Origin of the sequence: Ruminococcus sp. OM06-36AC, assembly GCF_003438725.1 — a bacterium.
Taxonomy (GTDB): domain Bacteria; phylum Bacillota; class Clostridia; order Oscillospirales; family Ruminococcaceae; genus Ruminococcus_C; species Ruminococcus_C callidus.
In genome coordinates this window covers 7,851-28,451 of sequence record NZ_QSTT01000016.1, presented here as the reverse complement: position 1 = coordinate 28,451, position 20,601 = coordinate 7,851, and the positions used below count along the sequence as shown (strand labels likewise).

General features: G+C 52.2%; 20 protein-coding genes. 4 read left to right on the top strand and 16 right to left on the bottom strand.

Annotation, left to right across the window (positions count from 1 at the left end):
* From murB to rpe, 4 genes are all read right to left on the bottom strand, one after another.
* Positions 1-954 carry a UDP-N-acetylmuramate dehydrogenase gene (murB, locus tag DXB92_RS10175; protein WP_117733782.1) on the bottom strand — a complete coding sequence of 318 codons (954 nt, stop codon included), beginning with the start codon at positions 952-954 and terminating at the stop codon, positions 1-3.
* 121 nt (positions 955-1,075) lie between these two features.
* Positions 1,076-2,035, bottom strand: a complete 960-nt coding sequence (gene hprK, locus DXB92_RS10170; protein ID WP_021680436.1) for an HPr(Ser) kinase/phosphatase — start codon at positions 2,033-2,035, stop codon at positions 1,076-1,078.
* 32 nt (positions 2,036-2,067) lie between these two features.
* Positions 2,068-3,216 carry a putative glycoside hydrolase gene (locus DXB92_RS10165; protein WP_181977024.1) on the bottom strand — a complete coding sequence of 383 codons (1,149 nt, stop codon included), beginning with the start codon at positions 3,214-3,216 and terminating at the stop codon, positions 2,068-2,070.
* An 89-nt stretch (positions 3,217-3,305) separates the two neighbouring features.
* On the bottom strand, positions 3,306-3,989 hold the full coding sequence (gene rpe, locus DXB92_RS10160) for a ribulose-phosphate 3-epimerase (RefSeq protein WP_117733780.1): 684 nt from the start codon (positions 3,987-3,989) through the stop codon (positions 3,306-3,308).
* A 363-nt stretch (positions 3,990-4,352) separates the two neighbouring features.
* Here rpe and DXB92_RS10155 point away from each other — a divergent pair, with 363 nt between their 5' ends.
* Positions 4,353-5,204, top strand: a complete 852-nt coding sequence (locus DXB92_RS10155) for a patatin family protein (protein ID WP_117733779.1) — start codon at positions 4,353-4,355, stop codon at positions 5,202-5,204.
* 46 nt (positions 5,205-5,250) lie between these two features.
* Here DXB92_RS10155 and DXB92_RS10150 read toward each other — a convergent pair whose 3' ends face one another.
* The 10 genes from DXB92_RS10150 to DXB92_RS10105 all read right to left on the bottom strand — a co-directional run bounded on the left by DXB92_RS10150 (position 5,251) and on the right by DXB92_RS10105 (position 14,654).
* Positions 5,251-5,775, bottom strand: a complete 525-nt coding sequence (locus tag DXB92_RS10150; RefSeq protein WP_117733778.1) for a cob(I)yrinic acid a,c-diamide adenosyltransferase — start codon at positions 5,773-5,775, stop codon at positions 5,251-5,253.
* A complete protein-coding gene (locus tag DXB92_RS10145; RefSeq protein WP_181977023.1) occupies positions 5,772-6,479 on the bottom strand; it encodes a polysaccharide deacetylase family protein in 708 nt (235 codons plus the stop codon). Before DXB92_RS10145 ends, DXB92_RS10150 begins: the two co-directional genes overlap by 4 nt.
* Before the next feature lie 723 nt (positions 6,480-7,202).
* A complete protein-coding gene (locus DXB92_RS10140; RefSeq protein WP_117733776.1) occupies positions 7,203-9,047 on the bottom strand; it encodes an L-fucose isomerase in 1,845 nt (614 codons plus the stop codon).
* A 10-nt stretch (positions 9,048-9,057) separates the two neighbouring features.
* Complete coding sequence (locus tag DXB92_RS10135; protein WP_117733775.1) at positions 9,058-10,512, bottom strand: rhamnulokinase family protein; 1,455 nt, start codon at positions 10,510-10,512, stop codon at positions 9,058-9,060.
* A complete protein-coding gene (fucU, locus tag DXB92_RS10130) occupies positions 10,509-10,952 on the bottom strand; it encodes an L-fucose mutarotase (RefSeq protein WP_117733774.1) in 444 nt (147 codons plus the stop codon). The genes DXB92_RS10135 and fucU overlap by 4 nt, the downstream gene beginning before the upstream one ends.
* Positions 10,953-10,969: 17 nt before the next feature.
* Entirely contained in the window at positions 10,970-11,659 is a 690-nt protein-coding gene (locus DXB92_RS10125; RefSeq protein ID WP_040647840.1) for a class II aldolase/adducin family protein, read from the bottom strand.
* Positions 11,660-12,016: 357 nt separating this feature from the next.
* Positions 12,017-12,436 (bottom strand): GNAT family N-acetyltransferase, encoded by a 420-nt coding sequence (locus DXB92_RS10120; protein WP_021682681.1) that lies wholly within the window; start codon positions 12,434-12,436, stop codon positions 12,017-12,019.
* 3 nt (positions 12,437-12,439) lie between these two features.
* Complete coding sequence (locus tag DXB92_RS10115; protein WP_021682680.1) at positions 12,440-13,165, bottom strand: amino acid ABC transporter ATP-binding protein; 726 nt, start codon at positions 13,163-13,165, stop codon at positions 12,440-12,442.
* Positions 13,152-13,844 (bottom strand): amino acid ABC transporter permease, encoded by a 693-nt coding sequence (locus DXB92_RS10110; protein WP_040647859.1) that lies wholly within the window; start codon positions 13,842-13,844, stop codon positions 13,152-13,154. Before DXB92_RS10110 ends, DXB92_RS10115 begins: the two co-directional genes overlap by 14 nt.
* 24 nt (positions 13,845-13,868) lie before the next feature.
* The gene (locus tag DXB92_RS10105; protein ID WP_117733773.1) at positions 13,869-14,654 is read right to left on the bottom strand and encodes a transporter substrate-binding domain-containing protein; all 786 of its coding nucleotides are present in this window, start codon (positions 14,652-14,654) and stop codon (positions 13,869-13,871) included.
* Positions 14,655-15,126: 472 nt separating this feature from the next.
* Here DXB92_RS10105 and DXB92_RS10100 point away from each other — a divergent pair, with 472 nt between their 5' ends.
* From DXB92_RS10100 to DXB92_RS10090, 3 genes are read left to right on the top strand one after another with little or no spacing between them, the layout of a single operon-like run.
* Positions 15,127-15,930, top strand: a complete 804-nt coding sequence (locus DXB92_RS10100) for an amino acid ABC transporter substrate-binding protein (RefSeq protein ID WP_021682675.1) — start codon at positions 15,127-15,129, stop codon at positions 15,928-15,930.
* A 21-nt stretch (positions 15,931-15,951) separates the two neighbouring features.
* Positions 15,952-16,605: an amino acid ABC transporter permease gene (locus DXB92_RS10095; protein ID WP_117733772.1), complete on the top strand. Its 654-nt coding sequence runs from the start codon at positions 15,952-15,954 to the stop codon at positions 16,603-16,605.
* Positions 16,606-16,616: 11 nt separating this feature from the next.
* Positions 16,617-17,375, top strand: coding sequence for an amino acid ABC transporter ATP-binding protein (locus DXB92_RS10090; protein WP_021682673.1), 759 nt, complete (start codon positions 16,617-16,619; stop codon positions 17,373-17,375).
* Between the two features lie 244 nt (positions 17,376-17,619).
* Here the strand turns inward: DXB92_RS10090 and DXB92_RS10085 are convergent, their stop codons facing one another.
* Both DXB92_RS10085 and DXB92_RS10080 read right to left on the bottom strand, forming a co-directional pair.
* On the bottom strand, positions 17,620-19,053 hold the full coding sequence (locus DXB92_RS10085; protein WP_117733771.1) for a helix-turn-helix transcriptional regulator: 1,434 nt from the start codon (positions 19,051-19,053) through the stop codon (positions 17,620-17,622).
* A 459-nt stretch (positions 19,054-19,512) separates the two neighbouring features.
* Positions 19,513-20,493: a GTP-binding protein gene (locus tag DXB92_RS10080; RefSeq protein WP_117733770.1), complete on the bottom strand. Its 981-nt coding sequence runs from the start codon at positions 20,491-20,493 to the stop codon at positions 19,513-19,515.
* Positions 20,494-20,601 lie beyond the last annotated feature (108 nt).

Sequence of the window (20,601 nt, the reverse complement as noted above, 5' to 3'; positions counted from 1 at the left end):
TTACTTCTCAACAGCTTCCTGCTCCGGCATATTCGCCGGCTTTGCCGGATCTCCGACAATGACTGGTTCCAGTTCCAGCTGATAGCCGGTTTTTTCCAGAACGGTCTGCTTTACAAAATCGCACAGTTCCAGCACATCGCGACAAGTTGCCTTGCCGGTATTGACCACGAAGCCGGCATGCTTTACGCTCACCTGTGCATCGCCGACGCTGGCACCTTTCAGACCGCACTGGTCGATCAGAAATGAGGCATAATTGCCCACCGGTCTTTGAAAGGTGCTGCCGGCACTGGGCAGCTCCAGCGGCTGTTTTGCCCGCCGCTTTCCCAGCAGAGAGTCCATTTCCTCTTTGATTGCCCCATAGCTGCCCTTTTGCAGCTGAAGCGTGACACCCAGAATGATTCTGCCGTCCTGCCGGAAAATGCTTTTCCGGTAGCCCAGTTCCATTTCAGATTTTGGTACCACAGAGATCGTGCCGTCCGGTGCCATACAGCGTGCGGAAACTATCACGTCTGCCATTTCGCCGCCGTATGCCCCTGCGTTCATGTACAGGGCACCGCCCACAGTCCCCGGAATGCCGGCAAGGCACTCCATGCCGGTCAGGGATTCTTCCAGAGCGAACTTGCCGATACGGCCCAGTGTGGCTCCGGCTTCACAGTACAGCGTGGTGCCGTCCTGCCGAATCTGGGAAAAGTCTTTTCCCAGATGCAGGATCACGCCGGCATAGCCGTTGTCTGCCGCCAGAATATTGCTGCCGTTTCCCAATACCAGATAGGGATAGTTCCGGTCACGGCACAGACCGAGTATCTGCCGCAGTGTTTCTTCGGAATTCACGTTCACGAAAGCACTACAGGCTCCGCCGATCCGGAACGTGGTATGGTTCCGAAGCGGCTCTGCATACTGCACGCTGCAATTGCACGTCCTGCAAATCGCAGCAAGTTCCTGCCAATTTTTCATTATTTTCTCCTAAAAGGGATTCTGATTTCATTTTGCCGACTGTCCGCCGGTTAAAAATCATGCTGTTGCTCTTAGGCAATACCGCACAAAGAGCGTCTGGCGACTTTGCACGGTATTGCCCTTAAAATGCGTCGTAATCCTTGACAACTTCCTTGGATTCCATATCCAGTCCCAGCTGATCCAGCAGTTCGGTTGCCGCATTGTAGCCCATTTTTTTCTGACGGTTGTTCATCGCAGCAACTTCCAGAATGACTGCCAGATTTCTGCCCGGCTTTACCGGAATGGTCAGCATCGGGATCTTTACGCCCAGAATGGTGGCAAACTGGGTATCCACACCCATACGGTCGTAGATCTTTTCCGGATTCCACTGTTCCATTTCCACGATCAATTCAATTTTTTCCGTGTTCTTTACCGCACCGATACCGAACAGCCGGCGGGCGTTGATGATACCGATACCACGCAGTTCCAGGAAGTGGCGGATATTGTCCGGAGAACTGCCCACCAGACTGATGTTGGAAACCTTGCGGATCTCTACCGCATCATCTGCCACCAGACGGTGACCACGCTTGACAAGCTCAATTGCGGTTTCGCTCTTGCCGACACCGCTTTCGCCGGTAATGAATACGCCTTCGCCGTAGATCTCGATCAGAACGCCGTGGCGTGTGATGCGGGGAGCCAGATTCAGGTTCAGGAATGCGATCAGACCGGAGATAAAGTTAGAAGTGCTCTCCTTACTGCGGAGCAGCGGCACATCGTACTTTTTCGCCAGATCCAGCATTTCCGAAAAATACGGCAGTTCCCGTGCAATGATCAGTGCCGGAATGTGGCGGGACATCAGAGCGTCCAGACGCTGGGTGCGGGTTTCTTCGTCGATCGTGGAGAGATATGCAAACTCCATTTTACCGATGATCTGCATACGTTCCGGATTGAAGTACTCATAGAAGCCCATGAGCTGCAATCCCGGACGAGTGACATCGTTTTCGTCGATCAGGATCTCTGTGGGGTCTTTGGGCATATAGATGGTTTCCAGATGAAATTCATCAATGATTTTTCCTAATGATACAGTAAATTTTCCAGCCATTCTGACCAGCTCCTTTATATTTATTCTGTCTGTTATTTTTCAGTCAGCACAACCGCAGAAACGCCGTTGTCTGCTGCACTTCTCAATGTTTGTAATTCCTCGGCAGGGGCTCCGCTGATCTCAGCAGTCAGACACAGCGGCATCTCCGCCGTCTTTGCCTGAATCTGCGGCAGTATCGCCTGTGCCTGCCCTGCATCTGCCTGAAGATCCATCACCACGCCGGAAACTGTCAGGTTCTCAGGATCAAATACTTCCGCTGTTCCGGCGGCAGCATCTGCGGCAGAAGTTTCCACCCACAGCGGCACACTGCCGGCAGTCTGTGCCAGCGTGTTCACCAAACTGGTCAGAGCCGTTTTCCGTTCCGGATTCTGTACGGATTCTCCGATATAGGTGAGGTCGGAGTTCCGGAAATCGGGAAACACCACGTCCGTGCACCAGATTTGAGAGAAGCCGGCTGCGGTCACCTCGGCGGTAATGTCTTTCAGGTACTGCACTGTGACATCGCTGAACGGACTCGCCCACGCCTTGCCGCCGTTTTCCTTGGTATTGTCCAGCCAGCGTCCGCCGCTGGTCACCATATACCCTGCCTCTGCATCTGCGTCCGGCAGCAGGTTATCCCGCAGCAGGCTCAGCTGTGCCACCGGTGTCCAGCCCTGTGCCTTTGCCGCTTCTGCGATCTCTGACAATTGCAGGCTGCCCTTTGCCGCACCGCAGCTTTTTGCCAGTGCCACATCTGTCTGATAGCACAGTTCCCCACCGGCAATTTTCAGCGGGATCACCAGCAGTTTTCCCGCCGGCACTGCATTTCGTGCAGTCTGCATGGCTGCGGAAAGTGTGCTGCTGTTTTCCAGTGCCGCCGCAGAAAGCTGATAGCCCTCGGACAGCGATTCTTCTGCTACAGCCGGTGTGGAGGTGGCAACTGCCGGCAGTGTTTCTGCCTCGGTGGAGATCTCCGCTGTTGCCGCTGCGGTGGCTGCCGGTAAAGTTCCCTCCGCCTGCTCCGTGACACGGGGAGCACCGGAGTATTCCAGAATCGGCTTGGCAATGCTGTACCCCACCACGCCGATCACGCCGGCAACCAGAAAGGTAAAGCCGACCGATAAAATCGCTCTGGCGGGCTGCACTTTTCGCCGCCGCTTTTTGGAATAGGTGTGCACTTTCGGCTGACGTTTGGATTGCAACTTCATTCCTCCTTGGAGCGTTTTTAAGTGTGCCTTAAGGAAACACCGCACAAAGCTTGTGCGTAATGCGGGGTTGCCTTAAATATTATTTATGCTCTGCCCTGTGCCGATAGACCGGCGGCTTCTTCCCGAATGGCATTCATCGCCGCCTTGGGATCTGCCTGCCGGAACAGGTAACTGCCGATGACCAGAATTTCCGCACCGGCTTCAATGACACGAGGAGCCGTTTCGGCGTTGATGCCGCCGTCTACTTCGATCTGGTAAGACAGCCCGTGTTCCTGTGCATACTGCCGCAGTGCCTTTACCTTTTCCACCATGTCCCACAGGAACGACTGCCCGCCGAATCCCGGTTCCACAGTCATGACAAGCACCACTTCTACCTGTTCCAGATAGGGAATGGCTTCTTCCCAAGGGGTGTTGGGTTTCAGGACAATGCCCGCCTTGACACCGGCTTCATGAATGGCAGCAATCGTTGCCGCCGGATCACTGTTGCTTTCGATATGAAACGTGATCAGATCTGCACCGGCTTCTGCAAACTGCTTTACATAGCGGATCGGATCGGCGATCATCAGGTGTACATCTAAAAACAGGTTGGTGCAGTGGTCTACTGCCGCCAGAACCGGCATACCAAATGTAATATTGGGCACAAACTGCCCATCCATCACGTCAAAATGCAGCATGTCCAGACCGTCGCGTTCCAGTCCCTCTGTGACTGCCGTCAGGTTTGCCATATCTGCACTCAGAATTGACGCAGAAATTTGAATTGTTTTCAAAAGCGTCATGCTCCTCTCCCGAACTTTGCAGTTCTGCTTCTCTGCTGCGTGCCGAAGGTTCACAGCAAAATGCAGAATGCTTCTTATTTTATATTATATAATAAATCCGGATATTCGTCAATAGCGTTTTTCTGAGAACATGTGACTTTTTTGCCGGCAGCTTCAGCGGGAATTTTCGCAAAACTTGACAAAAGCACGGAAATCCGGTATAATAAAGCATGTTTATATACGGCAACACTGCACAAAACCCGCCTGACGGCTTTACACGCCATCTGCTTGCAGTGTTGCCTTTAGGCAATACCGCACAAAGAGCGTCTGGCGACTTTGCCTTTATTTTTTTCTGAAAGAGGTGTAACCAGTTTCATGATCGGAATCGCACTGGAGGGCGGTGCAGAACGCAGTTCCTTTACCGCCGGTGTTATCGATGCTCTGATGGCACGTGATTTCTACGCCGCTGCTGCGTCCGGCACGTCTGCCGGTGCCGGCTGTGTGTTGAATTATCGTTCCCGTCAGCAGGGCGTTTCACTGGAAATGATGATCATGGAACGGCACAGCCGCTACTTTGGGATCCGCCATATGGCACACACCGGCAGATTCCTCAATCTGGATCACATGGCACAGGAGTACGCCAGCCGCATCGACTGGGCTGTTTACCAGCAGTTCGCCATGCAGACTGATTTTGTGGCGACCTGCTGCGAGGACGGCGAACCGGCATACCTCACTGATGACGGCAGCAGGCACCGGCTGTTTACCGCGATCAAGGCTTCCTGTGCCCTGCCCATTATCTGCGAACCGGTGGAACTGGACGGCAAACACTATGTAGACGGCAGCATTGCAGACCCGATTCCCTTTCTGCATCTGCTGGAGCAGGGCTGTGACAAGGTGATCGTCGTTCTCACCGGCAGCGTGCATGCACGTCCCACAGATTACACCCGCCTGCGTCCTCTGCTGCGGCAGCTGTATGCCAAAAAATACCCCATGCTGTACCACGCCGTTCTCCACCGCATCGCCCGCTATGAAGAACAGGTACATGCTTTGGAACAGGCACAGCGGGAACAGCGGGCACTGGTGCTTCGACCACAGGTCAAGTCGATCCCGCTGTTCACTCAGAATGAGGACAAGATCCGTGCCTACTACCAGCACGGCTGCGAACTGGTAGACCAGCGATGGACGGAGATCACGGCGTTTCTGGAAAGCCGGACACTAACACAATAATATGAAAACCACCTGTATGAGCAAAATATCTCGTACAGGTGGTTTTTTAATACTCGATGCCCTTTCGTGCTGATATGCCGGCTTCATACGGGTGCTTCCGCAGACACATTTCGGTGAGGTAGTCCGCCCGTTCTGCCAGTGCAGGACTGGGATTTCTGCCGGTCATGACGACTTCCAGATTCTCCGGACGGCTGTCCAGAAATGCCAGCACCGTTTCCTCCGACAAAAACCCACAGGAGATACAGGAGAGCAATTCGTCCAGTATCAGCATGCGATACGTCCCGCCTTGCACTGCCTCGGTAATTCTGCGGAATTGTCCGGTATACCAGTGAGCCGCCTCCGCCTTTTCCGCTGGTGTCATGCGAAAGGAAAACTTGGCATCGGGATAAGTTTCCCACAAGGTGACCTGCGGCAGCTGCTCCAGAATCCGCCGTTCTCCGGAGTTGTCCTGCTTCATCAGCTGCACCACCAGCACCCGTTCCTGCCAGCCGGCACAGCGTACCGCAAGCCCCATTGCCGCAGTCGTCTTACCCTTGCCGTCGCCGCAGTAGAGATGTACCAGACCGCTCATTTCGTCTGCACCGCCCAGTCCGACAGCAGCACTTCCCGATTGGTGCCGTAAAAAATATCGTCCCTGCCGGCAAGCATCTCACAAAGGCGTTCCAGTCTGTCCCAGTTGCGGTTGCCTTCGAATTCATAGCTGTGCCCCCAGATGTAGAAGATCTGGGGCGTTTCAGCTTCTGCCTGCAAAAACTGTTCCGCCAGTGAGAACAGAGCTTCGTCATCGTGGTGACAGGTGGGACGAAACCGCAGCAAGTCCTCCTGTTCCGCGAAGCAGTGAGAGCTTTCCGTGCCTCGTCCGTAGCCGATTCCAAGCCGCCGCAGTTCTTCCACAACCGCATCATTGAACACACCGTAGGGATATGCCATACCCACCGGAACAGTGCCGTAAATCTCTGTGATTGCCGCAATATTGTCCTGCAATTCCGCTGTGCACTCCTCCGGTGTCAGTTCCGTCAGATTGTAGTGGTAAACACCGTGGACAGCCATTTCATGACCGGCATAGAGTTCCGGACACTCTGCCAGATTCAGCCGGTGCACTTCCAGCACATTCCGGTATACCCATGTGCCGCAGTCGTGGTTCAGTCCGGTGTTGACGTTAAACGTGGCTTTCATGCCGTAGCGGTTCAGAATCTCCAGCAGCTTTCTGTCCTGCTCGTTGCCGTCGTCATAGCTGAATGTCAGGGCTTTTCGATAGTGATTTTTCCAGTTCATTGGGGAACTCCTTTCCTTGTGGGTAGTCACTTTTGGCATTATACCATTTGCAGGCGGATTTGTCAATTCCAAGCGTGTTTCGAAAAATACTGGCACCCGTTCCGGAACAGAGAGCAGCATCTTCCCGCAGCTTTCGAAAAAAGACGAACTTCCACGAGTTTTCCCGAACATATTGCAAGTGGATTCATAATATGCTATATTAGAGTGTGCTGATATTTTGACACGATCAGGAAACACTGCATAATTTTCCAAAGGAGGTATGTCACCTGCACTCTATCCAGAAAAAGCGGCTGGCTGCTGCCATGCTCACCTATGCTGTTCTGCATCAGCAGTCTGTGCCGCAGCCGCCTCCGATTCCTGTACAGAACAATGCGAAGCCAGACCTGACACTGCACTTTCTGCACGCACCGGCAATTTCTCAGGGCAATACCGCACAAAGATTGTGCGACAGATGCGTCGTCAAATTTTTCATCAGATGAAACAAAAAGCGGAGTGAATACTTGATGTATTCACGAGCATTTTTGTGAAATATGATGGGAAATTTGCAAGCAGATGGCGTGCAAAGTCGCCAGACGCTCTTTGTGCGGTATTGCCTCAGCTGCACTGTCACACGATAAAATAAGAAAACCGTCCTCAGGGTGCATCCCGAGAGCGGCTTTCTGTGTGCAACTGAATATATGAAATCCGTTTCGCCCTCACGAGGAGAACAACACGGGATTCACCTTAATAGAGCGGACCGTAGTCGGCACACGCACGATAGTCCGCGGCCTCCAGATCCTTGGTGCCATAGGCACTCCATGTGTGCGGACGATAGATCCGGTCTTCGGAAACATTGTGCATCGAAACCGGAATCCGCAGCATGCTTGCCAGCGTGATCAGGTCGGCTCCGATATGCCCGTATGCCAGACAGCCGTGGTTTGCACCCCAGTTTGCCATGACATGGTACACGTCCGTAAACGCACCCTCTCCCGTCAGATTCGGCACGAACCATGTGGTCGGCCATGTCTTATCGGTACGCTCGTCCAAAGGCTGATGAATCTCGTCCGGCAGGTCTACTGTATAGCCCTCTGCGATTTGCAGCAGCGGCTGTGTGCCGTTGAGAATGTTCACGCGAATCATCGTCACCGGCATCTCTGCACGGGTCCGATAGTGCGAGGAGAAGCCGCCGCCGCGGAAATAGCCCAGATTTGCCGGTGCCCAGTCGGTCGCTGCCAGCATTGCCTGAATATCATCGGTGCTGACTTCCCACCACGGCTTCATGACCGCCGTGCCGTTTTCGTCCCTGCATGCACCGGTGCCGTCCAGAGCCGCTGCACCGCTGTTGATCAAGTGGATAAAGCCGCCAGCTGCCCGTCCGGTAGGTGCGACACCTGTCACACGCTTTACCGCTTCCGGACTCCAGTAGGTTCGAACATCGGCAAAGATCGTTGCCGTGCCGGTGAGCAGTTTGCCGAACAGCATTGCCGTACCATTCAGGCCGTCATTTTCGGTTGCCAGAATGGACGGCTCTTTTTTCCCGTTCCAGTCAAAGCTGGAATTGAGAATGGCTTCGGTGAAGTCGCCGTTGGGGAGCCAGTCTGTCCACATACGCTGTCCCTGAAAGCCGCCCAGAATTGCATTTCTGCCATGGCTTTCTTCTGCCCAGCCCATTTCCAGCAGCTTCGGATTGCCAAAGAAAATGTCCTGTACGATCAGCGTAAACTTAACAATGAATTCCCATTCCTTTGCCTTTTCTTCGGCAGTGCGGGGCTTCTTGATGCCGAAGGGGTCGATTTCCTTATCCTCCGGCACGTCCCGATTGACATCATAGCCCTCCGGACAATTCGCCTTTACCCACGCCAGAGCCTTTTCATACTCGTCGTGGTCATAGATGCCCAGATGGATCCGGCGGAGAATTTCAGTCAGGTCTATCCATTCTGCACGGATTCCCAGATACTTCTGGAAAAAGTCTGAATTGCAATAGGAGCCGGCGATCCCCATGGACACGCCGCCCAGACCGACATACGCCTTATTCCGCATGACACCCACCGCAACGGCACACTTGGCAAACCGCAGGATCTTTTCCTCTACATCTGCCGGAATCGGCATGTAGGCTTTCTTTTCGGGAATCTCTCCGGATTCCGGAACGTCAGACTGCCACTTGTCCTGCACGTCTTTGCCGTAAATGGCAAACGCCGGCAAGCCACGCTGTGCATGAGCCGCCATGCAGGCTGCCAGATAAACGGCTCCCGGACGCTCGGTGCCATTGAATCCCCACACTGCCTTTATGGTCAGCGGGTTCAGATCCATGGTTTCGCTGCCGTAGCACCAGCAGGGCGTTACGGACAGGGCAGCACACACGTTCTGTGTCTGAAAAAAGGTTTCACATTCATAGGCTTCTGCCCCGCCGCCAATGGTTTTCGGGGCGATGACGCACTGCACCTTTGTGCCGTCCGGATACCGCAGACGGGACTCGATCAGCTTCTGTGCTGCATATGCCATGTCCATGGTCTGCTGTTCCAGATCTTCACGGACACCGAACTGTCTGCCGTCAATGACCGGACGGATACCGATTTTCGGATATATCATAAACTCAACCTCACTTCAACAGGGTTCGATATTTCTCATAAGATGACGCAGGAAATGCTCCTGCATGATAAAACTGCATCGATTCCGATGCGGCAATGCAACGCCGTGCTTCTGCCGGCGTTTTCAAAATTCCCAGTGCCAGCATTTGTATCGCGGCATTTCCGTACACGGTAGCTTCTACCGGTCCGGCTGCCACCAGCCGCTGACAATAATCCGCTGTCAGCTGACAGAGCAGACTGTCCTTGACACCGCCGCCCATGATGTGGATCACAGGATAGGTTTCACCGGTGCAGGCTTCCAGTTCTTCCAGAGCCATGCGGTATTTCAGTGCCAGACTTTCATAGATGCAGCGGAAAATGGCTCCGTCACTCTCCGGCACATGCTGACCGGTTTTCCGGCAAAACGCCTGCACCCGCTTGGGAATATCCCCGTGGGGCACAAAGACCGGATCGTCCGGATCGATAAAGCTGGACGGTTCGTGGCTCTGCCGTGCCATGGTTTCGATCTCCGCAAAGCTGTAGTTCTTTCCCTGACGGGCATATTCCCGACGGGACTCCTGCAACAGCCAAAGACCGATGATGTTCTTGAGGAACGTCACCTTTTTCCCATAGCCGATCTCATTGGACAAGCCCAGTGCCGCCGCCTGCTCTGTCAGAACCGGCTGTTCCGGCTCGGTTCCGAACAGGGACCACGTGCCGCAGCTCAGGAACACATGCTTGTCTGTCTTTGCCGGAGCCGCAAATGCAGCACACTGGGTATCATGCCCGCAGACCGCTGTCACGCGTATCGCCGGCAAGCCCAGCCGCTGCTGTACTTCCGGAGAAAGCGTGCCTTTTGCCGTACCGCTTTCCACAATTTCCGGCAGAATCCGGTGGGGAATGTGGAAAAGCTTCAACAGCTCCCGATCCCATGTGCCGGTTTCCGCGGAGAGCATCTGAGTAGTGCTGGCGATAGAGCGTTCTGCGGAAATGGTTCCCGTCAGCAGATACGCAAACAGATCCGGCATTGGCAGAATCGTGGCACACTGGTCAAAGCCGCCGCTGTCCCGCTGACAGAGCAGCTGAAACAGCGTGTTGATCTCCATGACCTGTGTGCCTGTCCGGCGGTAGAGTTCCGCTGCCGGCAGGAGCTGTTCTGCCTTTTGCAAAATACCGTCTGTTCTGCCGTCCCGATAATGCCGCGGCAGTTCCAGCAAGGTGCCGTCTGCCCCCAGCATACCGTAGTCCACGCCCCACGTATCAATGGCGATGCTTTCATAGGGTGCAATGGCATAGCCTGCCTGCAAGCCCTGTTCCAGTTCTTCCATGAGCTGCGGCACGTTCCAGTACAATCTGCCGTCCTTGGAAACGGGTTCATTGGCAAAGCGGTGCACTTCCTGCAAGGTGATGCGGCTGCCGTCAAAACCTGCCAGCATGGCACGGCCGGAGGACGCTCCGAAATCCAGTGCCAGCACGTACCGCATCATGGGGTTTCCTCCGGCAGGACTACGCCCTTTTTCAACAGGACGTTGGCGTAGATCGCCGTTTCCCCGGTGGCAATTACGGCGTATGCCTTTTTGGCACGCTCGTAAAATGCGAACCGTTCAATAAATTCGATCTGACAGTGCCCCGGTTCGTACCGGTTCAGGATCTCACGGTAGGTGTCCCAAATTACAGGAACTGCCGGATCGCCGGCTACCACTTCCATAAGTCCCACCCGCTTTTCCGTGTAGCTGTCCAGCGGAAAGAACTGCATCACCGCGTCCAGAATCTCCGGAACGCCGTGACCGTCCAGACGGATCAGCCGCTGTGCAATTGCCGCACCGGGGAAATTGCCGTCGGCGATCACAATTTCATCGCCGTGTCCCATTTCCATGAGCACTTTCAAAAGCTCCGGTGTCAGAATCTCCGGAATGTGTTTCAGCATAAAAAAACACCTCCGATTCAGTTCTGACCGTTGGGGTACTTCTTATAGCCGGGGTGCTTTCCCGTTACGCCGTACTGTGCACGCATGCTGCAAAGCCGGTCGATGTTCTCCCGCGAGATCTCCTGTGCACCGCCCAGCAGGTGGGCATTCAGGGAGATCTTTGCAAAGAGTTCCAGCGTTTCCATGCGGTAGTACGCAGTGATCAGGTCTGCTCCCACCGTCAGGGCACCATGATTTTGCAGAAGCATCACGTCATGCTCCTGCAAATAGGGCTTGATCGCCTCCGGCACTTCGTCTGTAGAGGGCGTGCCGTAAGGTGTCACCGGCACAGAGCCAATGGCAATTACCGACTCGATCATGGTGTACTCGTCCAGTGCCTTGTTGGCAACGGCATAACCGGTTGCCACAGGCGGATGTGCATGCAGCACAGCTCCCACATCGGGACGTTCCCGATAGCAGCAGAGGTGCATTTTGATTTCCGAGGACGGCCGCAGCCCTGCAGCCCCCTCCAGCACTTCGCCCTTGTCGTTGATGCGAACCAGCTTGTCCGGTGTGATGAAGCTTTTGCTCATGCCGGTAGGTGTTGCAAAAAAGGTGCCGTCCTCCAGCTTCACGGAAACATTTCCGTCATTGGCAGCCACCCAGCCCAGCTGCCACATCTTGTGGCAGACATCACAAAGCTGTTCTTTGATTTCCTGTTCGTTCATTGAATCCTCCTGTAAGAACCACATGGGTTCATCTCCTTGTCAGACCATTCTGCAAATCTGACGTTCTGACGATACGATACCGTCCGACAGAAATTCCGCGATAGTTCCAGACCGTTCCGCATAAACTGCGAAAAAATGCCCGCTTGGAAAGCATCTCGGAAAATCCCATCTTTATTATACAATTTTCTGATGGAATTGTCCAGCTTTTTCGGCTGAAATTTACATTTTATTTGGTGAACAATTTATTTCCCGCACTGCCGGAACGGGTTTCTCCGCAGAATTCCGTCATATTTCATCGAACAGATCACAACAAAAAAGCACACCGAAGCCGTATGTGCTCCGGTATGCTCTGCTCTTTCAAAATGCTTTTCGCATGGTCACATGGGGACAAAACTCGTCCATGTGATACTCTTCTGTTTTGGTATAGCCCAGCTTTTCATAAAAGCCTGCCGCACGGCATTGTGCCGAAAGGGTAATGCACTTGGCACCGCATGCCTTCGCCTGCTGTTCCAGTGCAGTGACAACGTGTTCTCCCAGATGCTGCCCCCGATAGGCAGACAGCACGGCAACTCTGCCGATGAGATATGTTTCGCCGTCCTCTGTGAACAGTCGTCCGGTGGCAACGGGACGCTCTCCGTCCTGTATCAGCACGTGATACGCACGGTCGTCCACGTCGTCGAACTCCTGCTGAAACCCCTGTTCTTCCATGAAAACGGCTTTTCGCACAGCGGCACAGCCCTCGTTAAGCTGCTTCAAAATGACAGTCTGATACGCCATTGCTCACAGTACCTTGGACAGAAACTCCCGCAGGCGGGGATTCTTGGGGTTGCTGAAAAATTCCTGCGGTTCGTTTTCTTCCACGATCTTTCCGCCGTCCATGAACATCACACGGGAGGCAACTTCCTTGGCAAAGCCCATTTCGTGAGTCACCACAATCATGGTCATGCCGTCGTCTGCCAGTTCCCGCATCAGTTCCAGTACTTCGCCGACCATTTCCGGATCCAGTGCCGAAGTCGGTTCGTCAAACAGCATCACATCCGGATTCATTGCCAGTGCTCTGGCAATGGCGATACGCTGTTTCTGTCCGCCGGAAAGCTGGTCGGGATACTGGTTTGCCTTGTCTGCCAGTCCGACTTTTTGCAGCAGTTCTGTGGCTTTGGCATCTGCCTCCGCCTGTGTCATGCGTTTCAGTTTTACCGGTGCAAGAGTGATATTCTTCTGAATGGTCAGGTGCGGGAACAGGTGAAAATGCTGGAAAACCATGCCCATTTTCTGCCGCACGCTGTAAAGCTGCCGGTCGGGCATGTGTGTCAGGTCTTCACCCTCAAAGAAGATCTGTCCGTCGCTGGGCTGTTCCAGACGGTTCAGACAGCGGAGAAAGGTGCTCTTGCCGGAACCGGACGGCCCGATGATGACTACCTTTTCGCCCTTTTCGATGTTTGTGGAAATGTCTTTCAGAATATGGAGATCTCCAAAGGATTTGTCCAGATGTTTAACCTCGATCACTTCTCGCCAATCTCCTTTCCAGTTTTGTCACCAGAGAACTCAAGATCATGACCATAATCAAATAGATCAGGGCAACTGCGATCAGCGGCAGGAATGCCTCGTAGGTCTGGCTTCGGATAATATCGCCGCCCTTGGTCAGGTCGATCACCGCAATATAGCCGGCAACCGAAGTTTCTTTCAGCAGAACGATGCACTCGTTCGCCAGTGCCGGCAGCACATTCTTGAACGCCTGCGGCAGAATGACGGAGAGCAGTGTTTTCGGGTAGTTCAGTCCCAGACTGGCACTTGCCTCAAACTGTCCGTTGTCGATCGACATAATGCCGGAACGCACGATCTCTGCCACATACGCCGCAGAGTTCAGACCGAACGCCAGCACCGCCACAAAGGTTTTCCCCACATTCACCGAGGCGAAAATGACAAAGTAGATGATCAACAGCTGTACAACGACAGGCGTGCCGCGGATCACTGTCAGATAGATCCGTGCCAGAACATTCAGAAAGCCCAGCTTTCCGGTCTTGTCGTGGGTGGAACGGACAATGGCAATGAGAAAGCCCAGCACCATGCCCAGGATCACCGCGAAAAATGTGATGATCAGCGTCGTTTTCAAGCCGTCCAGCAGGTACAGCCAGCGGTCTTTCTCAATAAGAGTGGAATGGAATTTATTTATAAAGTTATCGATAAAATTCACGGTTGTGATCTCCTGTTAGTCTTTCCGGACAATGATAACCTGTGTCGTCGTTGCATAGCCCTGTGTAAAGGATACGTTTTCCTCACGGTCCGGTGTAACAGTCATGCCGGCTACGCCGACATCTGCTTTGCCGGACTGTACAGCAGCGATAATGGAATCGAATTCCATGTTCTCCACTTTCAGTTCCATACCGATCTCGTCGCAGACAGCCTGCATCATATCCACATCGACACCGACAATGGTTTCTCCGTCTACGCTCTCATAGGGCGGGAATTCTGCGTTAGTCGCCATAACCAGTGTGCCGTCCCGTTCTACGCTGTCATCCGGTGTGTAGGACTTCTGGTCTGCGTCATCGCCGATCCAGTGGCTGACGATCTCGTCCAGTGTGCCGTCCTCTTTCAGCTTGGTCAGAGCATCGTCCAGCTTCTGTCCCAGTTCATCGTTGCCCTTCTTGTAGGCAATGGCATATTCTTCCTCTGCAAAGGGATCGTCCAGAATTTTCAGGGTATCGTTCTTTGCCACAAATGCCTTTGCCGGCTCGCTGTCGATGATAACAGCATCCAGCTTGCCCTGCTTCAGAGCCTGTACGGCATCTGCACCTTTATTATACGGTTCTACGGTGGCATCTTCTACATCGCCGGCATAGACATAGCCGGTGGTTCCCAGCTGTGCACCGATCTTCTTGCCTTTCAGATCATCTGCACTGAATACAGTGTTGGCAGGAGTGCCGCATGCCGTCAGAGATACTGCCAGCATCGTGCTTGCTGCCAGAAGTGCGATTGCTTTCGTTGTTTTTTTCATATGTGAACTTCCTTTCTGTCAGTCCTGTACTGACATGGCTTTTATTGCTGATACGCAATTCTTTTCTATTATAATCGAAATTCGCAAAGAATGCAAGCGGTTTTCCGGTATTTTCGGATTTTTTGCGTTTTTGATATGATATGTTGATAAATTCTTTCTTTTCACACGTGAAATCCGGTTGACAGACCGGAAAAACCATGTTATAATAAAAATGTTTTTTGTGATAATGTAGTAGTGCTGTAAAGGAAACACTGCATAAAGCTTGTGCGTAAGATGCGTAGTCAGATTTTTCGGCAGATTGCACAGAAATTTCGCAGGCAGACTTGGTGTCTGGCAAGGGATTTCTGGGCAATATGACGGAAAATCTGCAAGCAGATTGCGTGCAAAGCCGTCAGGCGGGCTTTATGCAGTGTTTCCTAAAGCACCGCTGCATCAACATATCGTCTATCATTGAGAAAAAGGAGTTTTACGTATGAAAAAGAACTGGACAATCCGCCTGCTGGCAGGCGTTGCAGCCGGAGCAATGGCATTTTCCATGGTGGGCTGCGGCAGCAGCAAAGACAATTCCAAAAACGGCGGCAAGGAAAAATTCATTGTGGGCTTTGATGCCGCATTCCCGCCCTATGGCTATCAGGACGAAAACGGCGAATATGTGGGATTCGATCTGGATCTGGCTGCGGAAGTCTGCAAGCGGAACGACTGGGAACTGGTCAAGCAGCCCATCGACTGGAACGCCAAGGATATGGAACTGAATTCCGGCACGATCAGCTGCATCTGGAACGGCTTCACCATGAACGGCCGTGAGGACGAATACGCATGGACAGAACCGTATGTAGACAACTCGCAGGTATTCGTGGTCAAGGAGGACAGCGGCATTGCTACCTTTGATGACCTCGCCGGCAAGAGCGTTGCTGTACAGACCGATTCTTCCGCAGAGGCTGCCCTCAAGGAAGATGACAACAAGGAGCTGAAGGATTCTTTCAAGGAACTGGTAGTCGTTTCTGATTACAACACAGCCTTTATGAATCTGGACTCCAATGCAGTAGAAGCCATTGCCATGGACATCGGCGTTGCAAAGTATCAGATGGAATCCCGCGACGGCAAGTACAAGATTCTGGACGACGTGCTCTCCGCAGAACAGTATGCAGTGGGCTTCGCCAAGAACAACACCGAGCTGCGGGACAAGGTACAGAAAACACTGGACGAAATGCGTGAGGACGGCAAGTTTGCAGAGATCGCTGAAAAGTGGGATCTGACGGATTCTGTTATTGACTAAATCTCCGAAAGGAAACCTGATATGTCTTTTTTTGAAATCGTCGCACAATTGAGCGACAGCATGCTGCGTTCCACATGGATCTTCCTGCTGACACTGGTATTTTCCATGCCGCTGGGACTTCTCATCTGTGTGGCCCGCATGTATGCATGGAAGCCGGTACAGTGGCTGATGAAATTTTACATTTCTGTTGTCCGCGGCACGCCGCTGATGTTACAGCTGCTGGTCATCTATTTCGGAAAGTATTTTCTGTTCGGACTTCCCCTGACGACCAATTACCGCTTCTGGGCAGTAATCATCGCTTTTTCGCTGAACTACGCCGCTTATTTTGCAGAAATTTTCCGCAGCGGCATTCAGTCCATTCCCGTTGGACAGCACGAAGCTGCCAAGATTCTGGGGTACAGCCGCATGCAGAAATTCCTGCGGATCATTACCCCGCAGATGATCAAGCGGGTGCTGCCGGCAGTGACCAACGAATCGATCACACTGGTCAAGGATACTTCCCTCGCCTTTGCGATTTCCTACATTGAACTGTTTACAGAAACCCAGATGATCGCGGCTTCGGAAACCTCCATGCTCCCCTATCTGGCTGCTGCGATCTTCTACTATGTCTTCAATCTGGTAGTTGCCGGTCTGATGTCCCTGCTGGAAAAGAAGCTGAACTACTACAAGATTTAAGAGGTGCCACATTGAATTACTTAGAAGTTGAACACCTGCAAAAGCATTTTGGAGAGGTGCAGGTTCTCAAGGATATTTCCTTTTCCGTAAAGCCGGGAGAGGTGCTCTCCATTATCGGTCCCTCTGGCTCCGGAAAATCGACACTGCTGCGATGCTGCACATTTCTGGAAACACTCTCCAGCGGAAAAATTTCCTACATGGGACAGGAGGCAGTACAAGCGAAGGACGGCAAGCGTCCGGTCTATGCCCCCAAGGCGGAATTCCGCAAGATCCAACACTATTTTGGTCTGGTATTCCAGAACTTCAACCTGTTTCCGCACTATTCCGTGCTCCGGAACATCACCGAAGCCCCGCGGCTGATCCTCAAGAAAAGCCGTACCGAAGCAGAGAAAACAGCAATGGAACTGCTGAAAAAAGTCGGTCTGGCTGACAAGGCAAAAGCGTATCCCTGCGAACTGTCCGGCGGACAGCAGCAGCGAGTTGCCATTGTACGTGCTCTGGCAATGTCCCCGTCGATCCTGTTTTTCGACGAACCGACTTCTGCACTGGATCCGGAACTGACTGGTGAAATTCTGGAAGTCATTCGTCTGCTGGCAGAAGATCACATGACAATGGTCATCGTTACCCACGAAATGAGTTTTGCAAGAGCCATTTCCAATCGGATCATCTTCATGGCAGACGGCTACATTGTTGAAGAAGGCACGCCGGAACAGATCTTCGAGCGTCCCGCACAGGAACGCACCCGTCAGTTTCTGGCACATTATCAGTAATAACAGAAAACGCAAGAATCAGAAAACACCAGCCGCAGGCAATCCGTATTTGCCCGCGGCTGGTGTTTTTAGGGCAATACCGCACAAAGATTGTGCGACAGATGCGTCGTCAAATTTTTCGTCAGATGAAACAAAAAGCGGAGTGAATACTTGCTATATTCACGAGCATTTTTGTGAAATATGACGGAAAATTTGCAAGCAGATGGCGTGCAAAGTCGCCAGACGCTCTTTGTGCGGTATTGCCTTATGTGGATTTTGTTGTCATGGTCTTCTGATGGAACTGACACTTTTTCAACAACATATCTGCTGTTTCTGCACTGGGGCTCAATACTTTCAACTCCTCCAGATAGTGCAGATATGCCAGAATCGCAGAAGAAATGGATTTTTCTTTCAGCGTGATCAAAAAGAAATTCTCGTGGAAGTTCATGACCAGAACGATTGCCCCGTCATTCCAGATGTCCAGACCGTGAATATTCGCATGATCCATGAACGAATATTTCAGCATCTGAAAACGCCAGCGGTCACTGTTCTGTTTCAGAATACTGGACAGCATCTCATACCGCCGTTCCTTGGAGATCGGTGTGGAGATCGATTCGGAATATTCGTAGTACAGGTCGCTCTGGAAAAACTCCTGCATGCCCTGCTCCGAAAAAATGATGTGTTCGCATTTGACACGTGTCATATAGTCTACCAGATAGGTATAGCAGGTATTTGCGTTATAACCGGATTCCTCCTCTGACAGATACATGGTCTGCAAGTCCCGCTCCGAAATCCCGCTGGAAATGCAGGGATGCTTGGCGAGGATATAGAGTTCCTCTCCCTGCCGTTCGTTGACCATATTTCGTGTCTGGTTGATTGCCTGAAAAAATTCCGGCAAGCTGAAAAACTTGTGACAGAAAGGATTGCTGCGTTCAAACAGAAAGGCGTACTGCTTCTCGTACAGAGAAACTGTCGCCGGCTGGCAGAACCACATTGCCTTGGTGCAGTCCCGTGAAATTGTCAGGGCACCCCGTTCGGTCACAATAAAATAGGGGAACAAATGCTGCTCCAACAGCTCCGGCAAAGCTCCATAAGTACATCGAATTTCCATACGCCCCGCACAGATGACTGGCAGAGCTTTCGAAAATACGTCCAGATTTGCCGCCGAAATGCCGCCGTCAGAAGGTTCCAGCCAGAACAGCCACTGCATGGACACCGTATCGCCGCAGGAAGCAACACAACGTCCTAAGATCTCCAACAGGTCCTGATCCTCCGGCTGTATAGCGATCCGCACGGAAGCGGTGTTCAGGCAAAGCCGTTGCACCGCCGCAAGGACTGCCATTTTGTTGGTGTACAGGTGTCCGTTTTCCGCAGAAACCGGCGTATCCAGACACTCCTCTTTTTGATAATACTGAGGGCATTCCACCTCGTACAGCCGCTTCATGGAAGCTTCGATCTGCTCGTAGGTGTGCCCGAATTTGGACATCTGATAGGACAGGTACAGTTCCTTTTCTTCCTGCGGATTCAGGTGCATGGCTTTTGCCAGCTGTTCCACCAGTGAAAAATCTGTGGGAAGAATCCCGCCGTTTTTGATTTTACTAAAACGGGACTTCCGAATGGACAGTATTTCGCATAGTTCCACCGATTTCAGGTGCTTCTGCCGCATCAGACGAGTCAGAGTTTCGCTAAATTGTGACATGATATTTTCATTCTTCTCCTAATTCAAAAAGCATTACACATGCTTTTGATTTCGTGTTTTCCAATCAAATCAAACATGCACACTCTTTTGCATGTTTAGATTTATATTATACTATATTTCCGCTTGTGTCGCAATATCTTTTGAAATGTTTCCACTTAAAAATCGCTGTCAGGAAACATTTTTAGTCAAAGTCTGGAACATTCACGTAAAATCGGGAGGATTTGTCGATTAGTTGGAATACGTTCAAAAAATGCCCTGATTTTTTCAATCAGAGCATTTGTAATTAAGGAAACACTGAATAAAGCTTGTGCGTAAGATGCGTAGTCAGATTTTTCGGCAGATTGCGTAGAAATTCCGCAGGCATACTGCCGTATGGCAAGGGATTTCTAGGCAATATGACGGAAAATCTGCAAGCAGATTGCGTACAAAGCCGTCAGGCGGGCTTTATTCAGTGTTTCCTTAAATGGAAACATATTCTGAATCTGCGTTTACAGCTTGCAGATACGCATCGATCTTTTCCTTTTTTACCTTGTCCCCGATCACGATCAAGACGGACTGCCCGTCCGCCACCGGAGAGATCTCGATTTTTTCCGCCGTAGCATTAACTTTCAGCCAGCCGCCGTTCTCTGTGGGCAGAGAGCCCTTGATGCGGTAGATCTTCCCGCAGTCGGAATCAGCAAAAATCTGCTGTATCAGTGGGGCGATCTGTTTTTCCGGCATGGCAACGTGCATGAAGTAGTGCACCTCGCTCTCCAGCGTTTCCGTGCGGAACTGCTTGACATAGCTGCAATTCCGATAGCCGGCAGACTGCAATGCTGCATAGTCAGACGGCTGCAAATTCGCCCAGTCCATTACCAGCAGGTCCTTCGGCTGAAACCGCCGGCTGCACTGAATGCCAGTCAGAGCACGGTTCAGGTGGTTCAGAATGCGTTCTGTCAATACCGGCTGTGCTTCCTCCTGTACATTCTGCCACTTGCTGAGAAGCAGCTTCCCGCAGCACGCCGCCTCAGAAGCCAGCAGATATTCCATTTGAGCAGAAAGCACCTCCGGCATTTCGGCATCGATTATGGTGAGAATACTGCCGATCTCAAACCACCGATCCAGCGGCGATTCATACAGGGTATCAAAAAATTCGTCCATATCAAAAATGCCGGACGGTTCTATGATGACCCGATCAAAGTGCTGCATGCCCAGCGAAATCAGCTGAGTTTTGAACCGCCGCTTGTGGCAGCACGGATCACCGCCGCCGGCAATCATTTCCAGCTGACAGTTCTCGCACTTCAAGTCCTGTAGCATGACCATATCCACATTGACTGCCCCGAAATCGTTTTCCAGAATGGCAATTCGCTGCCCCTGCTGAATCAGGTGCTCGGCGTATTGGTGGATCCATGTGGTTTTTCCAGAGCCTAAAATACCGGTAATCAGATCAATTTTTGTCATGAGCGTTTTTCCTCCCTTAAAGTGATGCTCTCGAATGATATACCGCATTTATTATAGCAGATATGGAATCACTTTGCAAGGGAAACACGGCTTCACGCCGCAGAATCG